23 protein-coding genes and 2 pseudogenes are annotated in these 23,563 nt (G+C 63.2%); 13 read left to right on the top strand and 12 right to left on the bottom strand.

Going from position 1 to position 23,563, the window contains the following annotated elements:
* The first annotated feature begins 6 nt into the window (after positions 1-6).
* Complete coding sequence (locus IHQ72_RS30245; RefSeq protein ID WP_258119218.1) at positions 7-498, top strand: F0F1 ATP synthase subunit B; 492 nt, start codon at positions 7-9, stop codon at positions 496-498.
* 262 nt (positions 499-760) lie between these two features.
* Here the strand turns inward: IHQ72_RS30245 and rnhB are convergent, their stop codons facing one another.
* Positions 761-1,456 (bottom strand): ribonuclease HII, encoded by a 696-nt coding sequence (rnhB, locus tag IHQ72_RS30240; protein ID WP_258119217.1) that lies wholly within the window; start codon positions 1,454-1,456, stop codon positions 761-763.
* Between the two features lie 156 nt (positions 1,457-1,612).
* Positions 1,613-2,767: a PA0069 family radical SAM protein gene (locus tag IHQ72_RS30235; RefSeq protein ID WP_258119216.1), complete on the bottom strand. Its 1,155-nt coding sequence runs from the start codon at positions 2,765-2,767 to the stop codon at positions 1,613-1,615.
* A 151-nt stretch (positions 2,768-2,918) separates the two neighbouring features.
* Here IHQ72_RS30235 and IHQ72_RS30230 point away from each other — a divergent pair, with 151 nt between their 5' ends.
* Entirely contained in the window at positions 2,919-3,425 is a 507-nt protein-coding gene (locus tag IHQ72_RS30230) for a glycosyltransferase (RefSeq protein WP_095491071.1), read from the top strand.
* Positions 3,426-3,609: 184 nt separating this feature from the next.
* Positions 3,610-4,689, top strand: coding sequence for an IS630 family transposase (locus IHQ72_RS30225; protein WP_258116586.1), 1,080 nt, complete (start codon positions 3,610-3,612; stop codon positions 4,687-4,689).
* An 86-nt stretch (positions 4,690-4,775) separates the two neighbouring features.
* Here IHQ72_RS30225 and IHQ72_RS30220 read toward each other — a convergent pair whose 3' ends face one another.
* Together IHQ72_RS30220 and IHQ72_RS30215 are read right to left on the bottom strand one after the other, a co-directional pair.
* Positions 4,776-4,952 (bottom strand): PIN domain-containing protein, encoded by a 177-nt coding sequence (locus tag IHQ72_RS30220; protein ID WP_258119215.1) that lies wholly within the window; start codon positions 4,950-4,952, stop codon positions 4,776-4,778.
* Between the two features lie 102 nt (positions 4,953-5,054).
* Positions 5,055-5,297, bottom strand: a complete 243-nt coding sequence (locus IHQ72_RS30215; protein ID WP_258119214.1) for a type II toxin-antitoxin system Phd/YefM family antitoxin — start codon at positions 5,295-5,297, stop codon at positions 5,055-5,057.
* Positions 5,298-5,588: 291 nt separating this feature from the next.
* Here IHQ72_RS30215 and IHQ72_RS30210 point away from each other — a divergent pair, with 291 nt between their 5' ends.
* The 3 genes from IHQ72_RS30210 (at position 5,589) to IHQ72_RS30200 (ending at position 8,768) form a co-directional block, all read left to right on the top strand.
* Positions 5,589-6,524 (top strand): cyclase family protein, encoded by a 936-nt coding sequence (locus IHQ72_RS30210; protein ID WP_258119213.1) that lies wholly within the window; start codon positions 5,589-5,591, stop codon positions 6,522-6,524.
* A gap of 193 nt (positions 6,525-6,717) precedes the next feature.
* On the top strand, positions 6,718-7,545 hold the full coding sequence (locus tag IHQ72_RS30205) for an MBL fold metallo-hydrolase (RefSeq protein WP_258119212.1): 828 nt from the start codon (positions 6,718-6,720) through the stop codon (positions 7,543-7,545).
* A 248-nt stretch (positions 7,546-7,793) separates the two neighbouring features.
* Entirely contained in the window at positions 7,794-8,768 is a 975-nt protein-coding gene (locus tag IHQ72_RS30200) for a phytanoyl-CoA dioxygenase family protein (protein WP_258119211.1), read from the top strand.
* 28 nt (positions 8,769-8,796) lie between these two features.
* Here IHQ72_RS30200 and moaB read toward each other — a convergent pair whose 3' ends face one another.
* The 6 genes from moaB to IHQ72_RS30170 all read right to left on the bottom strand — a co-directional run bounded on the left by moaB (position 8,797) and on the right by IHQ72_RS30170 (position 12,512).
* A complete protein-coding gene (gene moaB, locus IHQ72_RS30195; RefSeq protein ID WP_258119209.1) occupies positions 8,797-9,354 on the bottom strand; it encodes a molybdenum cofactor biosynthesis protein B in 558 nt (185 codons plus the stop codon).
* Positions 9,341-10,243: a 4-(cytidine 5'-diphospho)-2-C-methyl-D-erythritol kinase gene (locus IHQ72_RS30190; RefSeq protein ID WP_258119207.1), complete on the bottom strand. Its 903-nt coding sequence runs from the start codon at positions 10,241-10,243 to the stop codon at positions 9,341-9,343. Before IHQ72_RS30190 ends, moaB begins: the two co-directional genes overlap by 14 nt.
* 25 nt (positions 10,244-10,268) lie before the next feature.
* Positions 10,269-10,454: a hypothetical protein gene (locus IHQ72_RS30185; RefSeq protein ID WP_258119205.1), complete on the bottom strand. Its 186-nt coding sequence runs from the start codon at positions 10,452-10,454 to the stop codon at positions 10,269-10,271.
* A gap of 82 nt (positions 10,455-10,536) precedes the next feature.
* A complete protein-coding gene (locus IHQ72_RS30180; protein ID WP_258119204.1) occupies positions 10,537-11,403 on the bottom strand; it encodes a S49 family peptidase in 867 nt (288 codons plus the stop codon).
* Between the two features lie 84 nt (positions 11,404-11,487).
* Positions 11,488-12,288, bottom strand: coding sequence for a tRNA1(Val) (adenine(37)-N6)-methyltransferase (locus IHQ72_RS30175; protein WP_258119203.1), 801 nt, complete (start codon positions 12,286-12,288; stop codon positions 11,488-11,490).
* Positions 12,288-12,512 (bottom strand): putative signal transducing protein, encoded by a 225-nt coding sequence (locus IHQ72_RS30170; protein WP_095491081.1) that lies wholly within the window; start codon positions 12,510-12,512, stop codon positions 12,288-12,290. The genes IHQ72_RS30175 and IHQ72_RS30170 overlap by 1 nt, the downstream gene beginning before the upstream one ends.
* 162 nt (positions 12,513-12,674) lie before the next feature.
* Between IHQ72_RS30170 and IHQ72_RS30165 the strand changes: the two genes are divergently transcribed.
* A complete protein-coding gene (locus IHQ72_RS30165; RefSeq protein ID WP_258119201.1) occupies positions 12,675-13,691 on the top strand; it encodes a polyprenyl synthetase family protein in 1,017 nt (338 codons plus the stop codon).
* A 41-nt stretch (positions 13,692-13,732) separates the two neighbouring features.
* On the opposite strand, the gene IHQ72_RS30160 is transcribed toward IHQ72_RS30165, so the two are convergent.
* The gene (locus IHQ72_RS30160) at positions 13,733-15,160 is read right to left on the bottom strand and encodes an MFS transporter (protein WP_258119200.1); all 1,428 of its coding nucleotides are present in this window, start codon (positions 15,158-15,160) and stop codon (positions 13,733-13,735) included.
* Positions 15,161-15,263: 103 nt separating this feature from the next.
* Here IHQ72_RS30160 and IHQ72_RS30155 point away from each other — a divergent pair, with 103 nt between their 5' ends.
* The gene (locus IHQ72_RS30155; RefSeq protein WP_258119199.1) at positions 15,264-15,869 is read left to right on the top strand and encodes a TetR/AcrR family transcriptional regulator; all 606 of its coding nucleotides are present in this window, start codon (positions 15,264-15,266) and stop codon (positions 15,867-15,869) included.
* A 74-nt stretch (positions 15,870-15,943) separates the two neighbouring features.
* On the opposite strand, the gene IHQ72_RS30150 is transcribed toward IHQ72_RS30155, so the two are convergent.
* Positions 15,944-17,077, bottom strand: a complete 1,134-nt coding sequence (locus tag IHQ72_RS30150) for a helix-turn-helix transcriptional regulator (protein WP_258119197.1) — start codon at positions 17,075-17,077, stop codon at positions 15,944-15,946.
* A gap of 295 nt (positions 17,078-17,372) precedes the next feature.
* Here IHQ72_RS30150 and IHQ72_RS30145 point away from each other — a divergent pair, with 295 nt between their 5' ends.
* The 5 genes and pseudogenes from IHQ72_RS30145 (at position 17,373) to IHQ72_RS30130 (ending at position 23,433) form a co-directional block, all read left to right on the top strand.
* On the top strand, positions 17,373-19,148 hold the full coding sequence (locus IHQ72_RS30145) for a tetratricopeptide repeat protein (protein WP_258123980.1): 1,776 nt from the start codon (positions 17,373-17,375) through the stop codon (positions 19,146-19,148).
* Positions 19,149-19,296: 148 nt separating this feature from the next.
* Positions 19,297-20,034, top strand: a pseudogene (locus IHQ72_RS30140) (glycine--tRNA ligase subunit alpha); the annotation flags it as partial.
* A gap of 120 nt (positions 20,035-20,154) precedes the next feature.
* Positions 20,155-20,337: pseudogene (locus IHQ72_RS36950) on the top strand (glycine--tRNA ligase subunit alpha); the annotation flags it as partial.
* A 402-nt stretch (positions 20,338-20,739) separates the two neighbouring features.
* Positions 20,740-23,121, top strand: a complete 2,382-nt coding sequence (gene glyS, locus IHQ72_RS30135; protein ID WP_258119196.1) for a glycine--tRNA ligase subunit beta — start codon at positions 20,740-20,742, stop codon at positions 23,119-23,121.
* Between the two features lie 111 nt (positions 23,122-23,232).
* A complete protein-coding gene (locus tag IHQ72_RS30130; RefSeq protein ID WP_309508710.1) occupies positions 23,233-23,433 on the top strand; it encodes an ATPase in 201 nt (66 codons plus the stop codon).
* The last annotated feature ends 130 nt before the right edge of the window (positions 23,434-23,563 follow it).

Here is a 23,563-nt window from a genome sequence, read left to right as displayed (position 1 = left end):
CGCATCATGGACGCCACATCACTCGCGACGCTTTGGGCCACCGTTGCCCTGGTCATTTTCCTGGCCATTGCCGTCTACATCAAGGTGCCTAAGCTGATCGCCAAGGCGCTCGACGCCCGCGCCGACAAGATCCGCAACGAGCTTGAAGAAGCGCGCCGGCTGCGCGAGGAGGCACAGCAATTGCTCGGCCAATACCAGCGCAAGCGCAAGGAGGCCGAGCAGGAGGCCGCCGACATCGTCGCCGCCGCCAAGCGCGAGGCCGATATGCTGGCTGCCGAGGCGCACAAGAAGACCGAGGACTATGTCGCCCGGCGCACCGCACTTGCCGAACAGAAGATCGGTCAGGCCGAGCGGGAGGCGATCAGCGAGGTGCGCGCCAGCGCCGTCGATATCGCCGTCGAAGCCGCACGCACGCTGCTCGCCGGCAAGATTGACGCAAACGCGGGTGCCGACCTGTTCAGGGCCTCGCTTCAGGACGTGAAGTCGAAGCTGAATTGAGGGCCACAACGGTCGTGTAATCGAAGCCGCCCGGGCAACCTGGCGGCTTTTTTGTTAGGCGAAAGCGGCTGAGCGGGTAATCTCCCCCCTTGAGGGGGAGATGTCGCCGAAGGCGACAGAGGGGGTCGCTTCGGCTGGCGCGACGCGGTATCGGATAATACGTCGAATGAAAGAGGAGGTTGGCGCTTCACGCGCGGCTACCCCCTCAGGCCTGCCGGCCATCTCCCCCTCAAGGGGGGAAAGCGCGACGATGGACCATCGCTTAATCCAGACCCGAAAAACTCTCTTCGTCGAGCACTTCGGTTCCGCCAAGCCGGAACGGTGCGAAGGACGCGCGGTGCAGCCGCGCCACCGGTCCATGCAGCTCGATCGCGGCACGGTGGCGGACTGTGGCGTAGCCCATATGGAGTTCGAAACCGTAATGCGCGTGATGGCTGCCGCAGCCGCACATCATGCGGTCGCGCATCACCTTGGCGACGATCGAGGCGGCGGCGATCGACTGCGAGCGCTGGTCGCCCTTGATCAGCGCTCTGCCTTCACATGGCAGTCCGGGTGGCACGTCGCGCCCGTCGGCCAGGGCCAGCTTTGGCTGCACCGAGAGCCCGACCAAAGCGCGACGCATCGCCTCGAGGCTTGCCTTGAGAATATTGCTGCCATCGATGCCTTCCGCGCTGACCGAAGCCATCGACACGCCAAGAGCGGAGCCGAGGATTTTCAGGAACAGCGCCTCGCGCTGCAAATGGCTAAGGCGCTTGGAATCGTCGAGGCCGTCGGGAATGTTGGCGGGATCGAGCACCACCGCTGCCGCCACGACCGGCCCGGCGAGCGGGCCACGGCCCGCCTCGTCCATTCCCGCCACCGGCCATAGGCCTTCGGCCATCGCCTTCGTCTCGAAGGAGAAATCGGGTCTCTCGACGATTTCGAAGAGAAGCGGAGAATCAGAGCGCGCGCGAGCCATGTTGCGGCGAGGTTCGCATCGGCTCCGATTCTCCGCAAGCCCCTCCGGGTCGGGTGAGGCACCGGACCCGGAGGGCACCGTCTGCAAGCCCGGGGACAGGACAGGCCGGACGGGATTTTTTTCATGTGCAGCCGGCAACGGCGGCACATGATGTCTTCAAAGCAACATCAGTTGCTCGGTTGCCTTGGCCGCAGCGACGAACTGGTCGGTCCTGAGCGACCGCCGCTCGGCGTTGAGGCCAAGCCTTTTGGCGGCGATCTCGAAGCGCCGGCCGATCTGCCAGGCATAGGGACCGGAGCCTTTCATCCGCTTGCCCCATTCCGAATCGTAATCCTTGCCGTCGCGCATTGAGCGGATCAGCGACATGACGTGGCGATAGCGGTCGGGATAGTGGCGCAGCAGCCAGTCCTTGAAGATCGGCGCCACCTCCAGCGGCAGACGCAGCAGGACATAGCCTGCCTCGCGCGCTCCCGCCGCGTAAGCCGAATCGAGGATGCGCTCCATCTCCTGGTCGGTCAGGCCGGGAACGATCGGCGCGACCATGACAGAGGCCGGAATGCCGGCATCCGAAAGCTGCCTGATCGCCTCCAGCCGCTTGGTTGGCGTCGACGCGCGGGGTTCCATGGTGCGCGCCAGCATGCGGTCGAGCGTCGTCACCGATAGCGCCACCTTGGCCAGTCCGCGTTCGGCCATGCGCGCCAGAATGTCGATGTCGCGCGTCACCAGCGCCGATTTGGTGACGATGCCGACCGGGTGGCCGCGCGCCTCCAGCACTTCGAGGATCTCGCGCATGATCCGGTACTGCTTCTCGATCGGCTGGTAGGGATCGGTGTTGGTGCCGATGGCGATGGTGCGCGGCTGATAGCCGTCCTTCGACAGTTCCTTGTCGAGCAGCCGCGCCGCATCCGGCTTGGCGAACAGCTTCGATTCGAAATCCAGCCCCGGCGACAGGCCCATGAAGCTGTGCGTCGGACGGGCGAAGCAATAGACGCAGCCGTGTTCGCAGCCGCGATAGGGGTTGATCGAGCGGTCGAAGGAAATGTCGGGCGATTCGTTGCGGGTGATGATGGTGCGCGGCTTCTCGACCTGCACCTCGGTCTTGAACGGCGGCAGCTCCTCCAGCGAATTCCAGCCATCGTCGAACACATGCCGGCTGACCGGTTCGAACCGGCCGGACGGGTTGATGCCGGCGGATCGGCCGCGATTGCGCTCGGGGCGGATACGGACGCCGCTCTGCTCGATCATTGCATTGGCCATCTCGGCTCTTCCAGCCCCGAAGGCGGCAATGTCGGCACGTACGATCTGTTCCATTTTCGCCCTCTCCCAAGGACTGTCGGTTGGCTGTCGAATCGCTCTGTTCATGAAAATAATCCTATTTTATCGATTGGAACAAATCAAGAACATTTTTATGACGCAATGCAAAAACTGGCGCTGCCCCCGGCTTTCCGCTATTCGGCTAACGATGCTCAGCGTTCTCATCCAGACCCTGAATGACGAAGAGAGACTTGCCCGCACGCTCGCCTCGCTGATCGGCGGCGCGGTCGAGGGCGTGGTGCGCGATGTCATCGTTTGCGACACCGGCTCGACCGACCAGACGCACCGCGTTGCCGAACATGCCGGCTGCCTTTATGTGGCGAGCGGCGGCATTGCTGCCGGCATCAGGCAGGCCAAGGGCGACTGGCTGCTGCTGCTGGAGCCGGGCGCGCGGTTGGCGGAAGGCTGGATCGACGAGGTCGTCGCCCACACGGCCCGGCAAACGATGCCGGCGCGGTTTTCGCGGGCGCGCGGCAGTCGCGTGCCGTTCCTGTCGCGGGTGTTTTCGGGAAACCGGGCACTGGCAGAAGGGCTGGTGATCAGCAAGCGTCAGGCCGCGGCCTTATCGAAAAACGCCCGCAGCGCCGAAGCCATCGCGCGCGGCCTTGCGACCAAGAGGCTCGACGCCGAGATCTGGGTGGCGCCGGCGAAGTGACGGTCGTCACTCTCCCCATAGCGGGCGAGGGAACGTCGCGTCCTTCGCCAGCCCGAGAGGAAGGCGACATGGGGCCGGGGATTCAGCCATTGCCGAGGGGCCCAACGATCTCGATGCCCTCGGCTAGTGTTCCGTCTCTAACGAAAGGATTCCCTTTAGCTCTCTGATGTGCGAGTCAGAGGGCATGTCAACTGAATCGGGCATCCGGTTGTCTCCTGAGGATCGGGCGACGCTGGAAGGTTGGGTGGCGGACCGCAACTCGCCACAGAAATGGGTTTGGCGGGCGCGGATCGTGCTGATGTGGGCGGACGGCGACGGCGTCACCGCGATTGTACGGGCGACCGGCAAAACCAAGCGAACCGCCTATCGCTGGCGTGATCGTTACGTTGCGTGCGGCATTGAGGGGCTGAAGCGGGATGCCAGCCGGCCGAGCCGCAAGCCGCCGCTTTCGGCCGAGGTGATCAAGCGTGTGGTGGATATGACGCTGCATCAGAAGCCGCCGGCGAGCACCCATTGGTCGGTGCGCAAGCTCGCCAAGGTGGTGGGGCTCAGCCCGTCGAGCGTGCAGCGCATCTGGGCAGCGCACGGGCTGAAGCCGCATCTGATCAAAAAATTCAAGCTGTCCAATGACAAGGCGTTCGTCGAGAAGGTCCAGGACGTCGTCGGCCTTTATCTCAACCCGCCGGACAAAGCCCTGGTGCTTTGCGTCGACGAGAAGAGCCAAATCCAGGCGCTCGACCGCACGCAGCCGGGGCTGCCCATCAAGAAGGGGCGGGCCGGCACGATGACCCATGACTACAAGCGCAACGGCACCACGACACTGTTTGCCGCCCTCGACGTGGCCACCGGCAAGGTCATCGGCGAATGCATGCCGCGACACCGCCACCAGGAGTTCCTGCGCTTCCTGCGCACGATCGATCGCAACACGCCCAAGCACTTCGCCCTGGATTTGGTGGTCGACAACTACGCCACCCACAAGCATCCCAAGGTCAAAGCCTGGCTTGCCCGGCATAAGCGCTTCCGCCTCCACTTCACGCCGACCTCTGGCTCCTGGCTGAACCAGGTCGAGCGCTTCTTCGGGCTCATCACCGACGACGCCATCCGCCGCGGCGTCTTCCGCAGCGTGACCGACCTGACGATCGCGATCGAGGCCTACCTGGAGCATCACAATGCCGACCCCAAACCCTTCATCTGGGCCGCCAAGGCTGCTGACATCCTTGAAAAGGTCGCACGAGGGCGTCGAGTGTTAGAGTCACAACACTAGTGCTGCTGCGACCAGCTTGCGGTCCAACGTGGCGAGCGGAAGCGTTCGCTCGAGAGCCAGTGACAGGTACACGGCATCGTAGGCGCTCAGCCCGTGGCTTGTAGCCAGCGCCAAAACAGATCCGTCACCGCCCGTTCCTGCATCCTCGAGCGGCAGCGCCGCAACCGGCCCATTGCCGCGATCGCCTCGCCCGGAGCGATGCGGTTGCGACGTTCGGCCATCAGAACGATGCTGCGGGCCTGGTGCCAGAACAGCGACGGCACCGGGCTTGTGCTGTCAATGCGCCAATCAGTGCTTCAGCCGCCTCACTGTGCTCCTCCGAAGGAGCCATGCGGCCGCAACGGATGCATCAAGGACGAAGATCATCAGTAGCGATGGCCTTCATGCTTCCAGGCCACGATCTCCTCGGTCGTGACGGGCTTGGCCCTGGCCCGCGCGGCGCGGACTTCTTCGATCAGGGCGCCCAGGTCGTTGGTCTTGGGAATTCGGCTCAGTTTCGCGATCGGATTGTTGCCGCGCGAAATGATGACTTCCTCGCCGGCTTCGACCTTGGCCAACAGATTTGACAGGTGTGTCTTGGCCTCTCCGACCTTGATGGTGATGGTCATGGTTCTCTCCTGAGGTCGCGCGTCAGCGCCGTCGTCGAGCGGCGTGTGGACAGAACGGCAATCGGGAATTTTAGACGACGGTAGCGCGATTTTTCCGTGTTGGTCCGTGTTGGTCGAGGCTTGATCTTACAACAATTATCCGGAGCGATTGAAGCAAATTGAATCAGCCGACGAGCTCCTGCATGCGGTGATGGCCGGGCATGATGGGCGCGATACTCCTAGGCAGAATGCATATGCTTGTCGTCTTGCGGGAAACTCGCGATACTCGGCGACAATTCGGGGAGATCGCAGATGAATGTATCCAAATTCGTTCGTATCGCCTTGCTCGGAGCCGCTTGGTCAGTGCCGGCGATCGCTTTGGCGCAGGAATCGTCCCTTTGGTCGGTTTATGAGAACACGCTCAAATCGGCCAAGTACATCGATCTGACCCACCCCTTCGAGCCGGTGCAGCCCGTATGGCCGGGCTTCGCCAATGCCAAGTTCAAACCGACTGTCGCCAGTCGGGATATCGAGGGCTACGTCAAGGCCGGCGAAGAGTTCACCTACGACAAGCATGGGTTCGTTGCGACCGCCTACGAGTTGACGACGGACCAATATGGCACGCAGCTCGATCCACCCTCCCATTGGAATCCACTCGGTGCAACGATCAGCGACCTGCCGGCCACTTATGCCGTGCGGCCGCTCGTCGTGATCGACATCAGCGGCAAGGTGCAGACTGACGAAGGCTATCACCTCCAGGTCGCCGACATCGAAGAATGGGAAAAGGAGCACGGCCGCATACCGGAGGGTTCGGTCGTCTTCGTGCGTTCGGATTGGTACAAGAAATGGTCCGATGCCGCCCGCTTCAACCAGAAGCCGTTTCCAGGCGTCAGTTTGGACTCGCTGAAGTTCCTGCATCTGGAGCGGAAGATCCTGTTTCACGGTCATGAGCCGCTCGACACCGACACCACGCCCAATCTCGAGGGCGAACATTGGCTGCTTCACAACGATTTCACGCAGGCAGAAGGCGTTGCAAACCTCGACAAGGTGCCAGAGGCCGGGGCGTTGGTCACAATCGGCTTTGCCAAGCCGCTCGGCGGGTCAGGCGGATATGCGCGTTACATCGCTATTGCACCCGCCGACTGGACGGAGGGCGTTTCGGTCATCGAAGCGCCTGGCGTGCCGCTTACCCGGCAGAAGGCGCCGCTCAAGCGCGACGAGAACGGCGTCTTCCGTCCGACGCCCTGATCGCTGGCGATATCGATCTGGAGACCGGGCCGTGGCGCGTCCCATTCCACGCGATTTGTCGCGCAAGTCGGGACAAAAGGTCCAGACGACCAGCCCCTCCGGCGCTCGCGAAAACGTGACTGTCCCGATGATAGCCATCACAATTGCTGGCGCTATCGTGGCATGAGCGCCGATCCTGCCACGGGAGGCAGTCATGCTCCGCCTATCTGCCACCGTTCTGCTGACCCTGGCTTTCTGGCCGTTCGCCGCGTCGGCCCAGGAAGAGCCGCCGCCGTCGAGATGCGTTGCGATCGCCGAAGCGCTGCCGTCGGCCACCTATGCCAGCTTCACAGCGCCAAAGGCGCAGACGCCTCCGCTGGCCGAGGCTTTCGTCGACGGCGACGTTACGATCACCTATGCCGGCCATTCGACCTACATCATCGAGACGCCCGCCGGCGTCAGGATCGCCACCGACTTTTCCGGCGTCTACGGCGCTGACCCGCTGCCGCGCGTGGTGACCATGAACAAGGCCCACCGCACCCATTATTCGGACCATCCGGATCCCGCCATCGAATATGTGCTGCGCGGCTGGAATCCGGACGGCGGTCCGGCGCGGCACGCGCTTGTCGTGGACGATGTCTACATCCGCAACGTGCCGACGGATATCCGCAATGGCGGCGATCGCGGCAAGGACGGCAATTCCATCTTCATTTTCGAAGTGGCGGGGCTCTGCATCGGCCATCTCGGCCATCTGCACCACCGGCTGGAGGACGCGCATTACGGCGCCATCGGCCGGCTCGACATCCTTATGGTGCCTATCGACGGCGGCATGACGCTGTCGCTCGACCGGATGACCGAAATCACCGCGCGGCTCTATTCCTCGATGATCCTGCCGATGCATCGCCATGCGACTCCGATCAGCGAATTCACAGGCAGGATGGGCGACGATTTCGCGGTGGAATTCCTGTCCGGCCGGTCGCTGACGGTTTCGCTGAAGACCCTGCCCGACCGGCCGACGATCATCATCCTCGAAGGGGTTTGATCGCTTCATCTCGATTATCTCTGCCGTGCGCGTTCCACTTCGCTCAAAACACTTGCTGTCGCGAAACCAAAGAATATTAATGCTCCGTCAAGCTTGCCACAAAGTTTGCGACAGATCTTTTCATTGTGCATTGCACAAAACCTTACCGGGGATTACCATTCCTTTGATGCGGGCGAATGGTTCGGCTAACGCCGGAGCGGTGAGCGACCGACGCTTCGTCGATGCTGCCCTCGTAGCTGAGAATCCTGATGGCCCTTTCAAGTCCTGACAAATCCGGTGCTGCAAGCCTCGAGTCGATCGCTCGAAACGGTAGCCTGCTGCGCCGCATTGCCGTTCGGATTCCAACCTATCTGTCGGACCTTCGCGAGAATCCGGCATGGTTGCCGATGTTCATGCTGGCGCGCACCATGCCGGCGCGGCGGTTGCATTGGCGTGGGGCAAAACCGGTTCGACCCGCACAAAGAGCCGAGGAGACGATGCTCACCGGCGTCGATCGTGACGCGGTGGTCGGCGCGCTCCGCTCGGACGGCCTCTTTTCCGGGCTTGCCCTGCCGTCGTCGATCCACGAGGAAATCGCCAGCTTTGCGCAGCGCACGCCTTGCTTCGGCAATTTCGATCGTCGCCTGGAGTTCCTGCCAGCCAAGCATGCGGAGGCCGAGAAGCACTTCGGCCGTCCATTGCTCAGCGGCCACTTTTTCGAGCGGATTCTCGACTGCAACGCTGCGCTTACCGTGCAGCGCGACCCGCTGCTTCTCGACATCGCCGCCCACTATCTCGGCAGCCAGGCGAAGCTGATCACCACGCGCGTCTGGTGGAGCTTTCCGACAAGCTCCGTCTCCGACGCCGAGAAGAACCTGGCGTCGCTTGGCAAATACCACTTCGATCTCGACGATTGGCGGATGCTGAAATTCTTCTTCTATCTCAATCCGGTCGATGCCGAGACCGGTCCGCATGTCTATGTTCGCGGCAGCCATAATCGCCGCATCCTCAAGCATCAGATGACGCTTCTCGTCGGCCATCCCGCGGAAGAGGTTCTGAATGTCTACGGCGTGCAGAGCCCGATTACGCTGACCGGCGAGGCGGGTTTGGGCTTTGTCGAGGATCCCTTCGGCTTCCACATGGGCACCGTGCCGACGCGCAAACCGCGGCTGATGATGGAAGTCGGCTTCGGCGTTTCGCCGCCCTCGCGCCGGCGGTTCCACGGCGAGCCGGTTATTCGCTGATTTTTGGCCCCGAAACAGCCTTGGGAACCTAACTTGTTTTGGTGCCGCCGCGTCGCAGATGCTCGTCCAGGCGCGGCATGATCTCGACGAAGTTGCAGGGCATGTGCCGGTAGTCGAGCTGCGGCTTCAGAATGCCGTCCCAGGCGTCCTTGCAGGCGCCGGGCGAACCCGGCAGCACGAAAACGAAGGTCGCGTTGACGACGCCGCCGGTCGCCCGGCTCTGGATCGTCGAAGTGCCGATCTTGTCATAGGAAATGCGGTGGAACACTTCGGAAAAGCCGTCCATGCGCTTTTCGAAGATCGGCTCCAGCGCCTCCGGCGTCACATCGCGGCCGGTAAAGCCGGTGCCGCCGGTGGTGATGACGACATCGATCGCGTCGTCCCTCGACCAGCCCAGAACCTTGTCGCGGATTTTTTCGCGGTCGTCGGTGACGATGTCGCGGGCGGCCAGGATATGGCCGGCCTCCACGATGCGGTCGGCCAGCGTTTCGCCGGATTTGTCGTCGGCGAGGCTGCGCGTATCGGAAACGGCCAGCACCGCGATGCGCACGGGAATGAAGGAGCGGCTCTCGTCAATCCTGGCCATGCGTGTCAGCCTCCGATGTCATGCTTCGCGTCGCGGCGACGAACCAGTCGGGATGGCGGCAGCGGATATCGACGGCCGCGCGCTTGGCGACATTGCCGGTCTCGAACAGCCCGAAGCAAGTCGCCCCGGAACCCGACATTCGCGCGAACCCCGCTCCGGCCTTGTTGAGCACCGAAAGCGCCTTGCCGATGGCGGGTTGGATCGCCCGCGCCGCGGGCTCGAGATCGTTGCGCGTGATCTCCAGCCAGTTGCGGATGCTGTGGAAGTCGACGTCGCGCGGCAGCGGCGGCAGTCCCTCATTGTCGCGACCGGAAAGCGCATTGAACACCTCGGCCGTGGAGATGGCGGTGCCGGGGTTGACGAGAACCAGCCCGAGTGCGGGAAAGTCCGGCACGGTCGACAGTTCGTCGCCAACACCGCGCGCGATCAGCGGCTTTGCCGTAAGGCACATGGGAACGTCGGCGCCCAGAGAGAGGCCGATCCGCGCCAGTTCGGCGTCGTCGAGGTCCAGTCTCCATGTCTCAGCCAACCCACGCAGCACCGTTGCGGCGTCGCTCGACCCGCCGCCGACGCCGGATGCGACCGGCAGGTTCTTTTCGAGCCTGATGGCGACCGGCGGCGTATGCCGCTGACCGGCCCGCTCTCGCAACGCGTCGCGCGCTTTCACGACCAGATTGCTGTCGTCGAGCGGGACCGCAGACGCGTATCGGCCCGACACGGAAAACCCGTCGCTGTCGGCAAGCTCGATCTCGACCCGGTCGCCGAAGCGCGTGAACACCGCCAGGCTCTCGATCATGTGATAGCCGTCGGCGCGCCTGCCGGTGACGTGCAGCGCGAGATTTATCTTGGCATGCGCATGCAATGCCCGGACGGTGATGCCGGAATCCACGGGGTCAGTCTCGAGCGGGATGATGTCAGTCCTTGGCCAGACGGTATTCGCCGGTCTTCGGGTCCTTGACCAGCGTGCCCATTGTGCCGTTGGTAGTCTGCTTTTCGGTGCGCCGTATCTTGGCCGTCACGCGCTCGGCTTCCCTGACGAAGGAGCGATAGCCGAAATAGGCGAGCAGGCCGACTGCGATGAAGAAAATGATCTGTGGCATGTCAAACTCCTCCCTCGCAAGGCCGACTGCGGCGGCCGGTCGGGCCGGTCAAGCCTTTAAGTTAAACGCTTTTACCGGTTTTTCAAAGCCCGAAGCGCGCCCATAGCGCGCGCTCTTCCGCCGCATCGATCGCGCCGCTTGCGGCAGCCGCGGCGATATCGGGCGCCGAAAAACCCCCTCTGCTCGAGCCGAACCAGCCGAACCGGCCGAACAGGCCGCGCGGCCCCGTGATCAGTTTGAGCTGGGTCTTTGGCCCGAAACGGGTCTTCAGCACGCTGCGCATATCGCCGAGCGCATCGACAAGGCCGAGTTCCATCCCCTTCTTGCCGGTCCAGAACAGGCCGGTGAACAGGTCCGGGTCGTCCTTGAGCTTGGGCCCGCGCCGGTCCTTGACGAGGTCGATGAAGGTCTCGTGGACATCGAGCTGCAGCGCCTTCAGCCGCTCGATATCTTCCTTCTTCTCGGGCTTAAACGGATCGAGCACCGCTTTGTTCTGGCCGGCAGTATGGACGCGGCGCTCGACGCCGATCTTCTTCAACAGCTCGGGAAAGCCGAACGAGGCCGACACCACGCCGATCGAACCGACGATGGAGGACGGATCGGCAAATATCTCGTCGCCGGCGATCGCGATCATGTAGCCGCCCGAAGCCGCCACGTCCTCGACGAAGACCAAAACCTTTTTGTTCTTCTCGGTCGCCAGGTCGCGGATGCGTCTGAAGATCAGCCGCGACTGCACCGGCGAGCCGCCTGGCGAATTGATCGAAATGGCGACCACGGGCGCATCGAAGGAAAACGCCCTCTCGATAGGGCCGGCGGTGGACGCGAGCGACAGGCTCGGCCGGAACTGGCCGCCGCCTGGCATGATGGTGCCGTGCAGCCGGATGACGGGAATGATGACGATGTCGGAGCGCCAGGATTTCGGCAGCAGGCGGTTCAGGAAGCGTTTCACGGGGTCTCCGCTCGATTGGCTTGAAGGCATGTAGGGATTCGCCGGCCAACGGCAATGCCGCGACGCCGGGCCGGCCAAAAAGGGTTAGTCGCCGAACAGCGAAGCCAGCCCGTTGTTGATCATCTCGGTCCGCTCCGTCGCGCCGTCACCCGATCGTGCGTGCAGCATCAGCGGCGGGCGGATCGACAGTTTTCCGCGTGCGCCAAGTATTGCCCTGACGACAATGCGGATCGCCGCTGCCTCGGGGCGAGGGTGAACGGCCAGCAGCTTGGCGTCGCCGAAGCGGCCCGATATCGCATCGAGGATGGCGCCGAGCTGATCGGGCCTGGCAATCACGGCAAGACCGCCGCGCGGCCTGACCACGGCAGCCGCACTTCGGATCCAGCTGTCGAACAGCCCCTCCTCCATGACATGCGCCGCCTTTCTGAGCAGGTCGGGCGTGGCGCGATCCTCGGCGGCATTGAAGGGCGGGTTCATGATGACGAAATCGAAGGAGTTGTCGGCAAGCCCGGCGGCTGTTCGCGCTTGGCCCGACAGCGCGACATCGGCGGCGAGCACCGAGGCGCGGTCGTTGAGATGCGCATTGCCGGGGTGGGCAAGCGTCGTTGCGGCGAAGGCTGCCATTTCCGGAGACCGTTCGATGAGCACGGCCTCGGCATCAGGACAGCGCGACAGCACGGCCAGGCCTGCGGCGCCGGCACCCGCGCCGAAATCGGCAAGGCGCCCGGCGAAGGTGGACGGCACGGAGGCCGCCAGCATCATGGCGTCCATGCCGGCGCGATGGCCGGCCTGTTTCGGCTGCACCAGCCAGAACCGCCCGCGATGGAAGGCATCGACCGTATGGGCCGGCGTGTCCTGAACAAGGGTGGCGCGCGCCGCGGACATTATGTCTGGCGCATCTCGTTGGCGATGCCGGCATCCGTCAGGATGCGCCGCGCCGCATCGGCCTGGTCGGCGTCGACCATGATGCGCCGGGGCAGGATGCCGATCGAACCGTCGAGCACGCTCATGTTCTGGTCGGCGACGAAACAGCCGATGCCGGCATCGCGCATCAGCGATTCGACAAAGGAGATGATCACGGCATCGTTGGTGCGGATAAGCTCTATCATCGGACAAAACTCGCAGGTTGCAGCGTCTATGTAAACGTGGGTGGCTCCCGTCGCCACCTCGACCGCGCCAAATCGCCTCTTGCCGTGCCTGTGGGTACCGCCCTAGAGTCTGCAGCGGTATCGGGGTGCCGTCGTGCGCGTGACTTAAGACGGGAGTTTGTCGTGGGTGTCGTTCTCAACATTGAAAACGGGAAGCGGGAAGCCGCGTCCATCAAGGATCTCATCGACCTGACTTCGGCCGATATGGGGCGCGTCAACAAATTGATCCTGTCGAAGGCCGGTTCCAACGTCGAGATGATCCCGGAGATTGCCAACCACCTGATCTCTTCGGGTGGCAAGCGGCTGAGGCCGATGCTGACGCTCGCCTCAGCCCAGATGTTCGGCTATTCCGGCGAAGGCCATGTCAAGCTCGCCACATCAGTCGAGTTCATGCATACCGCCACGCTCCTCCACGACGATGTCGTCGACGAGAGCGGCATGCGGCGCGGCAAGAAGACCGCCCGCATGATCTGGGGCAACCAGGCGAGCGTGCTGGTCGGCGATTTCCTGCTCGGCCAGGCTTTCCGCATGATGGTCGATGTCGGTTCGCTGGAAGCGCTCGACATCCTGTCCAGCGCCGCCTCGATCATTGCCGAGGGCGAGGTGATGCAGCTCGCCGCCGCCAAAAACCTCGAAACCACCGAGGATGAACATTTCGCGGTGATCAAGGCCAAGACCGCGGCCCTGTTCTCGGCCGCCGCCGAGGTCGGTCCGGTCATCGCCCAGGCGACGCGAAACGATCGCGCGGCGCTGCGCTCCTATGGCATGAATCTCGGGCTTGCCTTCCAACTGATCGACGATGCGCTGGATTATGGCGGCACCAGCAAGGATCTGGGCAAGAATGTCGGCGATGACTTCCGCGAAGGCAAGGTGACGCTGCCGGTGATTCTCGCCTACCGGCGCGGGACCAAGGCCGAGCGCACCTTCTGGAAGCGCGCCATCGAGGACAATGTCACCGACGACGCCGGGCTGGAAAAGGCGATCGGATTGATGACCCGTCACGGCGCGATCGCTGACACCATCGGGCGCGCCGGCCATTTCGGCGAGATCGCCCGCGACGCGCTGGCGCCGCTTGAAGCGACGCCGCAGAAATCGGCGCTGATCGACGTCATCGATTTCTGCATCAGCCGGGTGAACTGAAAGGCATCGCCGACATTTGGCCGGCACGGCGCCCCGCCCCCTCATCTTGGTTTCCCCGGAAGAACCATTGCGGCGAGCAGGCTGAAAACGATGCCTGCCGCAGCGAGCCAGAAGGCGACCTGAATGCCGTCGGCGACGGCGGTCTTCAAGGCACCGCCCGTCAATCCGCCGACATGGCGGTTGGCAATCGCGATCAACACCGCCATGCCGATCGCATTGCCGACATTGAGCATGGTGGAAGCCATCCCCGACGCGACACCTTGCTCGTCATGGGAAACACCCGAGGCGGCGGCGATCCACATGGCAGTCCAGACGATGCCTTGTCCAACGCCGGAGATGATCAAGCCGGGTACGAGGGACAGATAGCTGCTGTCGGCGTCTGCACCGGATACCATCAGGGCCGTCCCGATCGCGCCGACGACCATGCCGCCGACCAGCGTCGCGCGCGTCGAAAAACGCGTTGCCAGACGTTCGCCGACCTGGGTGCCGGTCGCGATGGCGATGGATGGCACCAGGAACGCCAAGCCGGTCTGCAAGGCGGTGAAACCATGCACGTTCTGCAGCAGCACGGTGAGGAAGTAAGGCAGCGCCCCGAAAGTCCCCATGTAGAGGAAGGTGATCGTCATGCCGGCGACGAGGCTGCGGTTGTGGAACAGGCGCAGCGGCATCAGCGGATCGGCGCTCCTGGCCTCTATCACCGCGAAGGTGGTTAGGAAAATTACCGCCAGCAAGGCGCTGGCGATGATCGCAGTCGACCACCAGCCATATTCGGGCCCTTGAACCAGCGCGAAGACGAGCAAGGTTGCGCCGGTGGTGACGGCCAGCGCGCCCGGCAGATCGAAGCTGCGGTGTTCGTGCCGCTTGCCGTCACGCGGAATGATGGCGAAAGCCGCGACGATGGCGACCCCGGCCAAAAGCACGTTGACATAGAAGACGGAGGGCCAGCCGAAGGCGCTGGCGAGAAGCCCTCCCGCCAGCGAGCCGAGTGTCAGGCCGCTCGCTCCGGCGCCGCCCCAGACCGCAAGCGCCCGGTTGCGCTCCGGGCCCTCGGCAAACAGGCGGTTAATCAGCGACAGCGTGGCCGGGAACAGGAACGCGGCGCCGATCCCTTGCACCGCACGTGCCGCGATGATGACTTGCGGCGACCAGGCGAGGCCGCCGACCAGGGACGAAATCGCATAGAGCCAAAGCGCGAAGATGAAAACGCGGCGCTGGCCGATCAGGTCGGCGGCCCGGCCGCCGAACAGCAGGAAGCCACCGGTGAACACGGTGTAGGCGCTGACCACCCATTGCAGGGTCTGGCCCGAAAAGCCCAGCCCGTCACCGATTTCCGGCAACGCCACGAAGACGATGTTGAGGTCGAGTGCGATGATAAGCTGCGCGAAAGCGAGCAATGCCAGCGTGGCGCCGCGCTTCGCGCCGACCTCTGTTGCCCCGGTGAACGGCGCGCCTTGATCGAGTGAACTCATGTCAATCTCCATGTCGATGATTCTTTATCGATCGACAAAGAATTGAGTTTGCAATCCGAAGTCAAGCGGATTATTTGTTGATTGATAAAAAATGGAGATCGCAATGGCGGGAAGGCCAAGGGAGTTCGATCGGGACAAGGCGCTGGAGAAGGCCCGCGACGCCTTCTGGACCCGCGGCTATGAGGGCACCTCGATGGCCGACCTCGTATCGATGCTTGGCCTGGCTTCGCCGCGCATCTATGCCGCCTTCGGCTCGAAGGAAGACCTGTTTCGCGAGGCGGTGGCGCTTTACGAGGCCAATGAAGGCGGCTTCGCCACTCGCGCGCTGGCGGAGGAACCGACCGCCCGGCGGGTCATCGAGCGAATGTTGCGAGAAGCCGTCGAGACCTACACCAGGCCGGGGCGGCCGCGGGGCTGCATGGTGGTGTCGGCCGCGACCAACTGCGCCGTTGAAAACGACAGCGTGCTCCACTGGCTGGCGGAGCATCGCCTGGCCCGCACCGCATCGATCGTCGAGCGACTGAAGCAAGGCGTTCGAGACGGAGAGCTGAAGCCGGATACGGATGCCGAAACGTTGGGCGATTACTACGCCACGCTGATGCACGGTCTCTCGGTGCAGGCGCGCGACGGCGTGCCGAAAGAGCGGCTGCACGCTCTGATCACCGTGGCAATGCAGTCGCTGGACGCAAGACTCATCCAGGGGGCCTGAGCTTCATCGACCGGCGCCGGAAATCTGCACGGAATTCCCCGGCAGATCAGCAGATCCTCATGGGCATGTCGAGATCACGAAAACGACCACGTGCTCTTCAGCAGCGCCACGAGCTGGCTCTGACGGCTAGTTTCGGTCTTCCGGAAGATTCGCTCGAGATAGGTGCGGGCCGATTTGACGGCGATGCCGATTTCCATGGCCGCCTCCTGCACCGAAAGGCCCGAGGCAAGCTCGACGGCGAGCCGGGCTTCTGCCGGCGTCAGGTCGAACAGGCCTGAAAGGATATTGGGCGACGGAACAGTCGCGCCGATGCCGACTGCGGTTGCCGCAACGAGAATGTCCGCGCCCGAAAAAATATCATGCGCGGCGCGGCGCAGCGGCAACAGGTGAACGACCAGCGCGGATCGCCCCTTGATGGCAGCGACGGGGATGGACCGCACGACGCGGTTATCCCGGTTCTGCGCGATGGCCTGCTGGAAAAGCGCGTTTGCCGGTTCATCGGCAATCCCCATGCCGGCATGGGCCGTGGGAAGGAAGACGTCGGCCATGTCTTCGAAAAGCGGATTGGCCGTCAGCACGCGGCCCGATCCACTCATGATTGCAGCCGGCAGCCCGATTTCCCTCAGAATGGATACGGCGGTCCTGGCCCGTTCCAAACCCAGGCGCCCGGCGACAAGGCCGGCTCGTGCGAGATGCGGACGCAGTCCGTTCAACAGATCGATTGCGGCCTGATCGTAACTCCCGTCCTTCAGCCAGCGCTGGAAGACAAAAAGGACACGCTCGCCGCCAGGCATGGCGATGGATGTGCATACATGCGACCCGATGCCAAATGCCGTTTCACCTTTGCGGACGGGATCGCGCTCGATCTCCTCGCCGGTCATGAAATCGTCGACCCGTACAAAGCTTACCGGCTGTGCGCTGCACATCCGCTGCACGCTCTCGGAAAACTTCCAGGTATCCCCCTCCATGAACTCATCGAGCAAGGGCTGGACATGCGCTTCGGTGATGGCGCGGACCGGCGAGTGATCGCTGACTACAAAGATCGCGCCGTTTGCCGAGCGGGAGATCGCGCCTGCCGCTGCCAATACCTCCGGCCACAGCTCGGCCGCGAACGCCGCTTCGTAGATTCGATCGACAATGGCGAAGGTCTGCTCGTCCTGCGGCATTTCCAGCATCGGCATCTTCCTGGGCGAAGCAACAGCATCCATCTGCACGATTCCACGCATCATTCCGCTGCGGAAACTTTCGACGCCCGCCGCTTACGGATCGCTTACGGCATCGGGGTGCCGGTCCTGCAGCAGCACAGGCCGGCAGCCCGCTAGGCCGCAAAGCGCGCTCGACGGTCGCAGTTGGCGCTCCTAGCGTGGTTTTTGATCGCATGACCCGATTGTGAATTCGGGCCGGGTTGAAGCGTGACCCCAAAAAGGCCATGCTTTACCTGGAAAAGATCGAGTCTACGGCGATCCCGCTGACGCGGGCATGGCTTTGACTGAAAGGGATACGATGCGGCAAGGATGTGCGCGCTGGCTGACAGGGCTGGCAATTGTGACAGGCATGGCGATCTCCGGTCTGCCTGCCTATGCCAAAGAGACCACCGAGCCAGTCAATATCACATCGTTCTCGGGGGCCTATCTTGCCGCGCGGGTCGCCGAAGGCGACAATGATCTCGACAGCGCCATCGCCTACTACAAGCAGGCGCTCGCCTTCGCTCCCGGGGATACCTCGTTGCAGCAAAGCCTGATGCTGTCGCTGATCGCGCAAGGGCGCTTCGAAGAATCCCTGGTCTATGCCGACAAGCTCAAGACGGTTCCCGACGTCGAGCGGTTCTCGCGCCTGGCGCTGGCCGTCGGTTCCTTTCACAAGAAGGACTTTTCCAAGGCCGAGTACTGGCTCAAGCTTTCGCTCGAATCCGACCTCGACCGGCTGATCTCCGGCGTTATGACCGGCTGGGCCAAGCAGGGCGCCGGCGACGCCAGCGAGGCCATGGCCTCCATCGACAGGCTGCAGGGCCCGGACTGGTTCGGCCTCTTCAAATCCTTCCATCGCGCGCTGATCGCCGATGCGTCGGGCCTGCCCGAAAATGCGGATGCGATCTACGCCGCCACCTTGCAGGACACCGCAACCGGTAGCGCCGCGCCCGAAACCTGGATGCGCAACGCCCAGGCCTATGCCTCCTTCCTTGCCCGCAAGGGCGACAAGGACAAGGCGCTGTCCGTGCTCGATCAGGCCGAGGCATTTGCACCCGGCAAGGTCGAGATATCAGCGCTTCGCGACAAGATCACCAAGGGCGAGAAGGTCGAACCCTTCGTTGCCGGCCCGTCCGACGGCGCCTCGGAAATTCTGCTCGATCTCGCCACCGCGCTCAATCGCGGCGGCGGCGAGCCGTTCGTCCGCCTGTATCTGCAATATGCCTTGGCACTGAGGCCCGACAGCGACGCGGCCCTTGTTCAGCTCGCCGCCGTTTCCGAGCAGTTGAAGGACGGCGAGGGCGCCATCGCCTTCTATCGCCGCGTCCCGGCCAGTTCGCCGCTGAAGGCGCTTTCGGAACTGCAGCTCGGCCTCAACCTTGCCGATCTCGACCGCTATGACGAGGCCATCGCCCATCTGAAGGCCCTAGTCGAAGCGCATCCCGGCGACATGCGCGCCTATCAGGCGCTCGGTGGCGTCTATGCCTCGAAGGAGGATTTCCGCTCCGCAGCCGGTCTCTATGACAAGGCGGTGGCGGTGCTGAAGACCCCGACCCGCGCCGACTGGAATATTTTCTACCAGCGCGGCATCGCCTATGAGCGGCTGAAGGAGTGGCCCAAGGCCGAGCCGAATTTCCGCAAGGCGCTGGAATTGTTCCCCGACCAGCCGCAGGTTCTGAACTATCTCGGCTATTCCTGGGTGGACATGAACATCAACCTCGAGGAAGGCCTTCAGATGATCCAGAAGGCCGTCGACCTCAGGCCGAGTGACGGCTACATCGTCGATTCGCTGGGCTGGGCCTATTTCCGCATGGGCAGGTTTGAAGACGCTGTGCGCGAAATGGAGCGTGCCGTGTCGCTGAAGCCGGAAGATCCGGTGCTGAACGATCACCTCGGCGATGCCTATTGGCGCGTCGGCCGCCGGCTGGAAGCCACCTTCCAGTGGAACCAGGCCCGCGACTTGAAGCCAGATCCCGACGTGCTCGCCGCCTTGCAGCAGAAACTGCTGAAGGGCCTGCCGCCGATCGAATCCAACACGGCGCAGGAAACCCCGAAGGTCAAGCCCGAGCCGGCGCCCGCGCCGAAGGGCTGACTTCGCCTTGACGCTTGGCGGGCGGCGCTCTAGAGCCTGATCCCGAAAAGTTGCAGACTTTTCGGACAAGATCATGCGGCCTCATCCAACAGGTGCCGCATCCCGCCGCTCCGTCGAGGCCGCCGTGACCGTTGATATCCCAGCCCATATGCATCCCAGCCGCTCGTTCCAGGGGCTGATCCTGACCTTGCATAACTACTGGGCGGACTATGGCTGCGTCGTTCTCCAGCCCTATGACATGGAAGTCGGCGCCGGCACGTTCCATCCGGCGACGACACTGCGCGCGCTCGGGCCAAAGCGTTGGAACGCAGCCTATGTGCAGCCTTCGCGCCGGCCCAAGGACGGGCGCTACGGCGAGAACCCGAACCGGCTGCAGCACTATTACCAATACCAGGTGATCCTGAAGCCGAACCCGCCCAATCTGCAGGAGCTTTATCTCGGCTCGCTGGCGGCCATCGGCGTCGATCCGCTTCTGCATGACATCCGCTTCGTCGAGGACGACTGGGAAAGCCCGACGCTCGGCGCCTGGGGGCTGGGCTGGGAGTGCTGGTGCGATGGCATGGAAGTGTCGCAGTTCACCTATTTCCAGCAGGTCTGCGGCATCGAATGCGCGCCGGTGGCGGGCGAACTCACCTACGGGCTGGAGCGGCTGGCCATGTATGTGCAGGGCGTCGACAATGTCTACGACCTCAACTTCAACGGCCGCCAGGGCGCCGACAAGGTGACCTATGGCGACGTCTTCCTGCAGGCCGAGCAGGAATATTCGCGCCACAATTTCGAATTCGCCAACACGGCGATGCTGCTTCGGCATTTCGAGGACGCCGAAGCCGAGTGCAAGGCGCTGCTCGATGCCGGCGCGCCCTGCTCCCCCCTCGAGGGGGAGATGCCCGCGAAGCGGGCAGAGGGGGTTGCCTCAGAAGGCACCGCAAGTAGGACGTCGAGCACTGCCCGAGCGACCCCTCCCGGCCAGACCTCGTCTGGCCATCCCCTCAAGGGGGAGGGGAGCCACCGCCTGGTATTTCCCGCCTACGACCAGTGCATCAAGGCCAGCCACGTCTTCAACCTGCTCGACGCGCGTGGCGTGATTTCCGTCACCGAGCGGCAGAGCTATATCTTGCGGGTTCGCAATCTGGCGAAAGCCTGTGGGGAGGCGTTCTTGCTGACGCAGGCAGGTGGACTGGCGGCTTAGCTCCAGAGGCTATTTGCGATTTCGACTGAAGCGCTGATTGGCAATACGCCTTGGCCGCTGGAGCCAGCCATTGTCCGCAGCGCTTGTCTAACGCCAGGCATCGTGAACGTGCCATGAGCCTGCGCTGCGAAACAGGCGCTGAGCGCGAGGATCTGGAGGAATGTCGATGCCGTCTTCATTGTCGTTCAGCCAATAGTTCTCTGCCTGAGCGTTGGTCGCTTCAGCGCTGCGTTCGGTTCATGGAGATCTTTGACCCAAGGACGGATGACCCCGCTTCGACCCGACAGGCAGCGGAATATTTTTGGAATCGTCGGTAGATGCGCCGATTGCATGGGGAAGGGTGACAGCGGCCAGCCGAGTTGCTATGCCCGCCCGGACCATTTTGCCGCGTGAGCACAATCAATGCCCGACCTGCTTTTAGAACTCCGTTCGGAAGAGATTCCCGCGCGCATGCAGCGCAAGGCGGCGGGCGACCTGAAGAAGATGATGACGGACGGTTTGGTTGAGGCCGGGCTGACGTATGAGGCGGCGCGCGAATATTGGACGCCGCGCCGGTTGGCGCTCGACATTCGCGGCGTGACCGCGCGCTCGAAGGACATAAGCGAGGAGATCAAGGGGCCGTCGACTAATGCGCCCGAACAGGCGGTCCAGGGTTTTCTGCGCAAGGCCGGTCTCTCCTCGATCGCCGAGGCGCATGTCCATGCCGATCCGAAGAAGGGCGACTTCTATGTCGCCCACATTGCGAAGCCGGGCCGGGCGGCCGAGGCGATCATCGCCGAGCTGGTGCCGGGCATCATCCGCGGCTTTCCATGGCCGAAATCGATGCGCTGGGGGCCGGCCTCGGCGAAACCCGGATCGTTGCGCTGGGTGCGGCCGCTGCAGTCCATCCTCTGCACCTTCGGCCCGGAAACCGAGGAGCCGGTGGTGGTCGATTTCGAGATCGACGGCATCCGCTCGGGCAATGTCACCTACGGCCACCGTTTTCATGCGCCGGACGCGATCACCGTGCGCCGTTTCGACGACTATGCCGCCAAGCTGGAGGCGGCGAAGGTCGTGCTCGATGCCGACCGACGCAAGGAGATCATCCTTTCCGACGCCAGGAACCTCGCTTTCGCCAACGGGCTCGATCTGGTCGAGGACGACGGGCTGCTCGAGGAAGTGTCCGGCCTTGTCGAATGGCCTGTCGTGCTGATGGGCGAATTCGAGCAGGACTTTCTCGCCATTCCAGCCGAGGTGATCCGGCTGACCATCCGCGCCAACCAGAAGTGCTTCGTGACGCGGCCGCAGGGCGTCGATGAAGAGCTTTCCAACCGCTTCATTCTGACCGCCAACATCGAAGCAAGCGACGGTGGCAAGGAGATCGCCTACGGCAACGGCAAGGTGGTGCGCGCCCGTCTCTCCGACGCGCTCTATTTCTGGAAGACCGACCAGGGCGACCTGCCTGACCTCGACCAGTTGCAGGCATCGGCGGACAAGTTCGGGCTCGATCTCAAGAAGCCGCTCGACCAGCGCATGGCCCGCCTCGACCATCTCGGCGTCACCTTCCACGCCAAGCTCGGCACGCAGGGTGAGCGGGTTGAGCGGATCAAGAGGCTGGCTGGCGAAATCGCTGACACGTTGTCGAAGCAGCCGAATTTCGTCGATGGCAAGCTTCTGGCCGCCGACGATCTGAACGTCGAGCAGAAATATCTCCGCGAGCGCGCCGAGCGTGCCGCCGTTCTGGCCAAGGCCGATCTCACCACCGAGGTGGTCGGCGAGTTCCCGGAATTGCAGGGCGCCATGGGCCGCAAATATGCGCTGCTGCAAGGTGAGCATCCATCCGCCATCGCAGCGATAGAAGAACACTACAAGCCACAGGGACCCTCCGACCGCGTGCCCACCGATCAGGTATCCGTGGCCGTGGCGCTCGCCGACAAGCTCGACACGCTGGTCGGGTTCTGGGCCATCGATGAAAAGCCGACAGGGTCAAAAGATCCCTATGCGCTGAGAAGAGCGGCGCTGGGGGTGGTGAGGATTCTGGTCGAGAACGGTATCCGATTGGCGCTCACACCCATCTTCGGAAGCGCCTATGAGTGGGCGAACTATCTCGACAAGAATGCCGTTACAACGCTGGAAGGGAAGGCGGAGCAAATCTACCGCTCCGACCTCCTCGCCTTCTTCCACGACCGCTTGAAGGTCTATCTCCGCGACCAAGGTGCGCGGCATGATTTGATAGATGCGGTGTTGGCGCCGCGCCCTATCTCCCCCCTTGAGGGGGAGATGTCGCCAGAGGCGACAGAGTGGGGCGCCGATCCACGCGAGACGACCCCCTCTGCCCTGCCGGGCATCTCCCCCTCAAGGGGGGAGATTGGCCAATCGTCCAACGACGATCTCCTTCAAATTGTCCGCCGCGTCCAAGCGCTTGGCTCCTTCCTCGACACCGAGGACGGCAAGAACCTGCTTGCCGGCACCAAGCGTGCGGCCAACATCCTGGCCGCCGAAGAGAAGAAGAAAACGACGATCGCCGAACGTGTTGAGCCGGCTCTATTCCGGGAAGATGCCGAGAAAGCGCTGTTTGCCGCGGTGAATCAGGCCGAGAAGGAAGCCGGCCAAGCGATTCACAACGAAGACTTTTCCGCCGCCATGCTGGCGCTTAGCGCGTTGCGTGAACCGGTTGATTCATTCTTTGAACGCGTTCTCGTGAATGATGAGGACCAGGCCGTTCGTGCCAACCGCCTGGCACTGCTGGCACGCATCCGGGCAGCGACCGACCAGGTTGCGGATTTCTCGAAAATCGCCGGCTGAGGCTTGGGAAAATAATTTCTTTCCTATAGCCGGTTCGAGCCGGCTTACAGTCATATGACGATGATCTCAGCGTGGCACAAGGGACAAGTCCCCAACCCCACGGAGGCTTCCATGAATTCCGCTCGCGACATCGAAGTGACAGAAGAAACCGCCGCCGAGACGCTTGAGCCCGTTTCCGAAACAACCCTCGACGAGGCCGCCGCTGCCGTGATCGAAGCTGCCGAGCTGTCGGAAGACGATGAGGACGGTGACGACCACGAAGGCGCTGAAGACGACAAAGCCGCTACCCTCTCGGATGACGAGGAAGACTAAGACGAAGAAGTGAAGGCCGAAGCGCCGGACGCTGACGAAGAGGACACCGACGAAGAGGAAGAGTCGGACGCCACCGACGTGGACGAAGAAGTCGCGGCCTGAGTTTTTCAGGCGACGGAATTTTACTCAA

It is taken from the genome of Mesorhizobium onobrychidis (genome assembly GCF_024707545.1).
GTDB classification, from domain to species: domain Bacteria; phylum Pseudomonadota; class Alphaproteobacteria; order Rhizobiales; family Rhizobiaceae; genus Mesorhizobium; species Mesorhizobium onobrychidis.
This window is presented reverse-complemented; position numbering and strand designations above follow the sequence as displayed.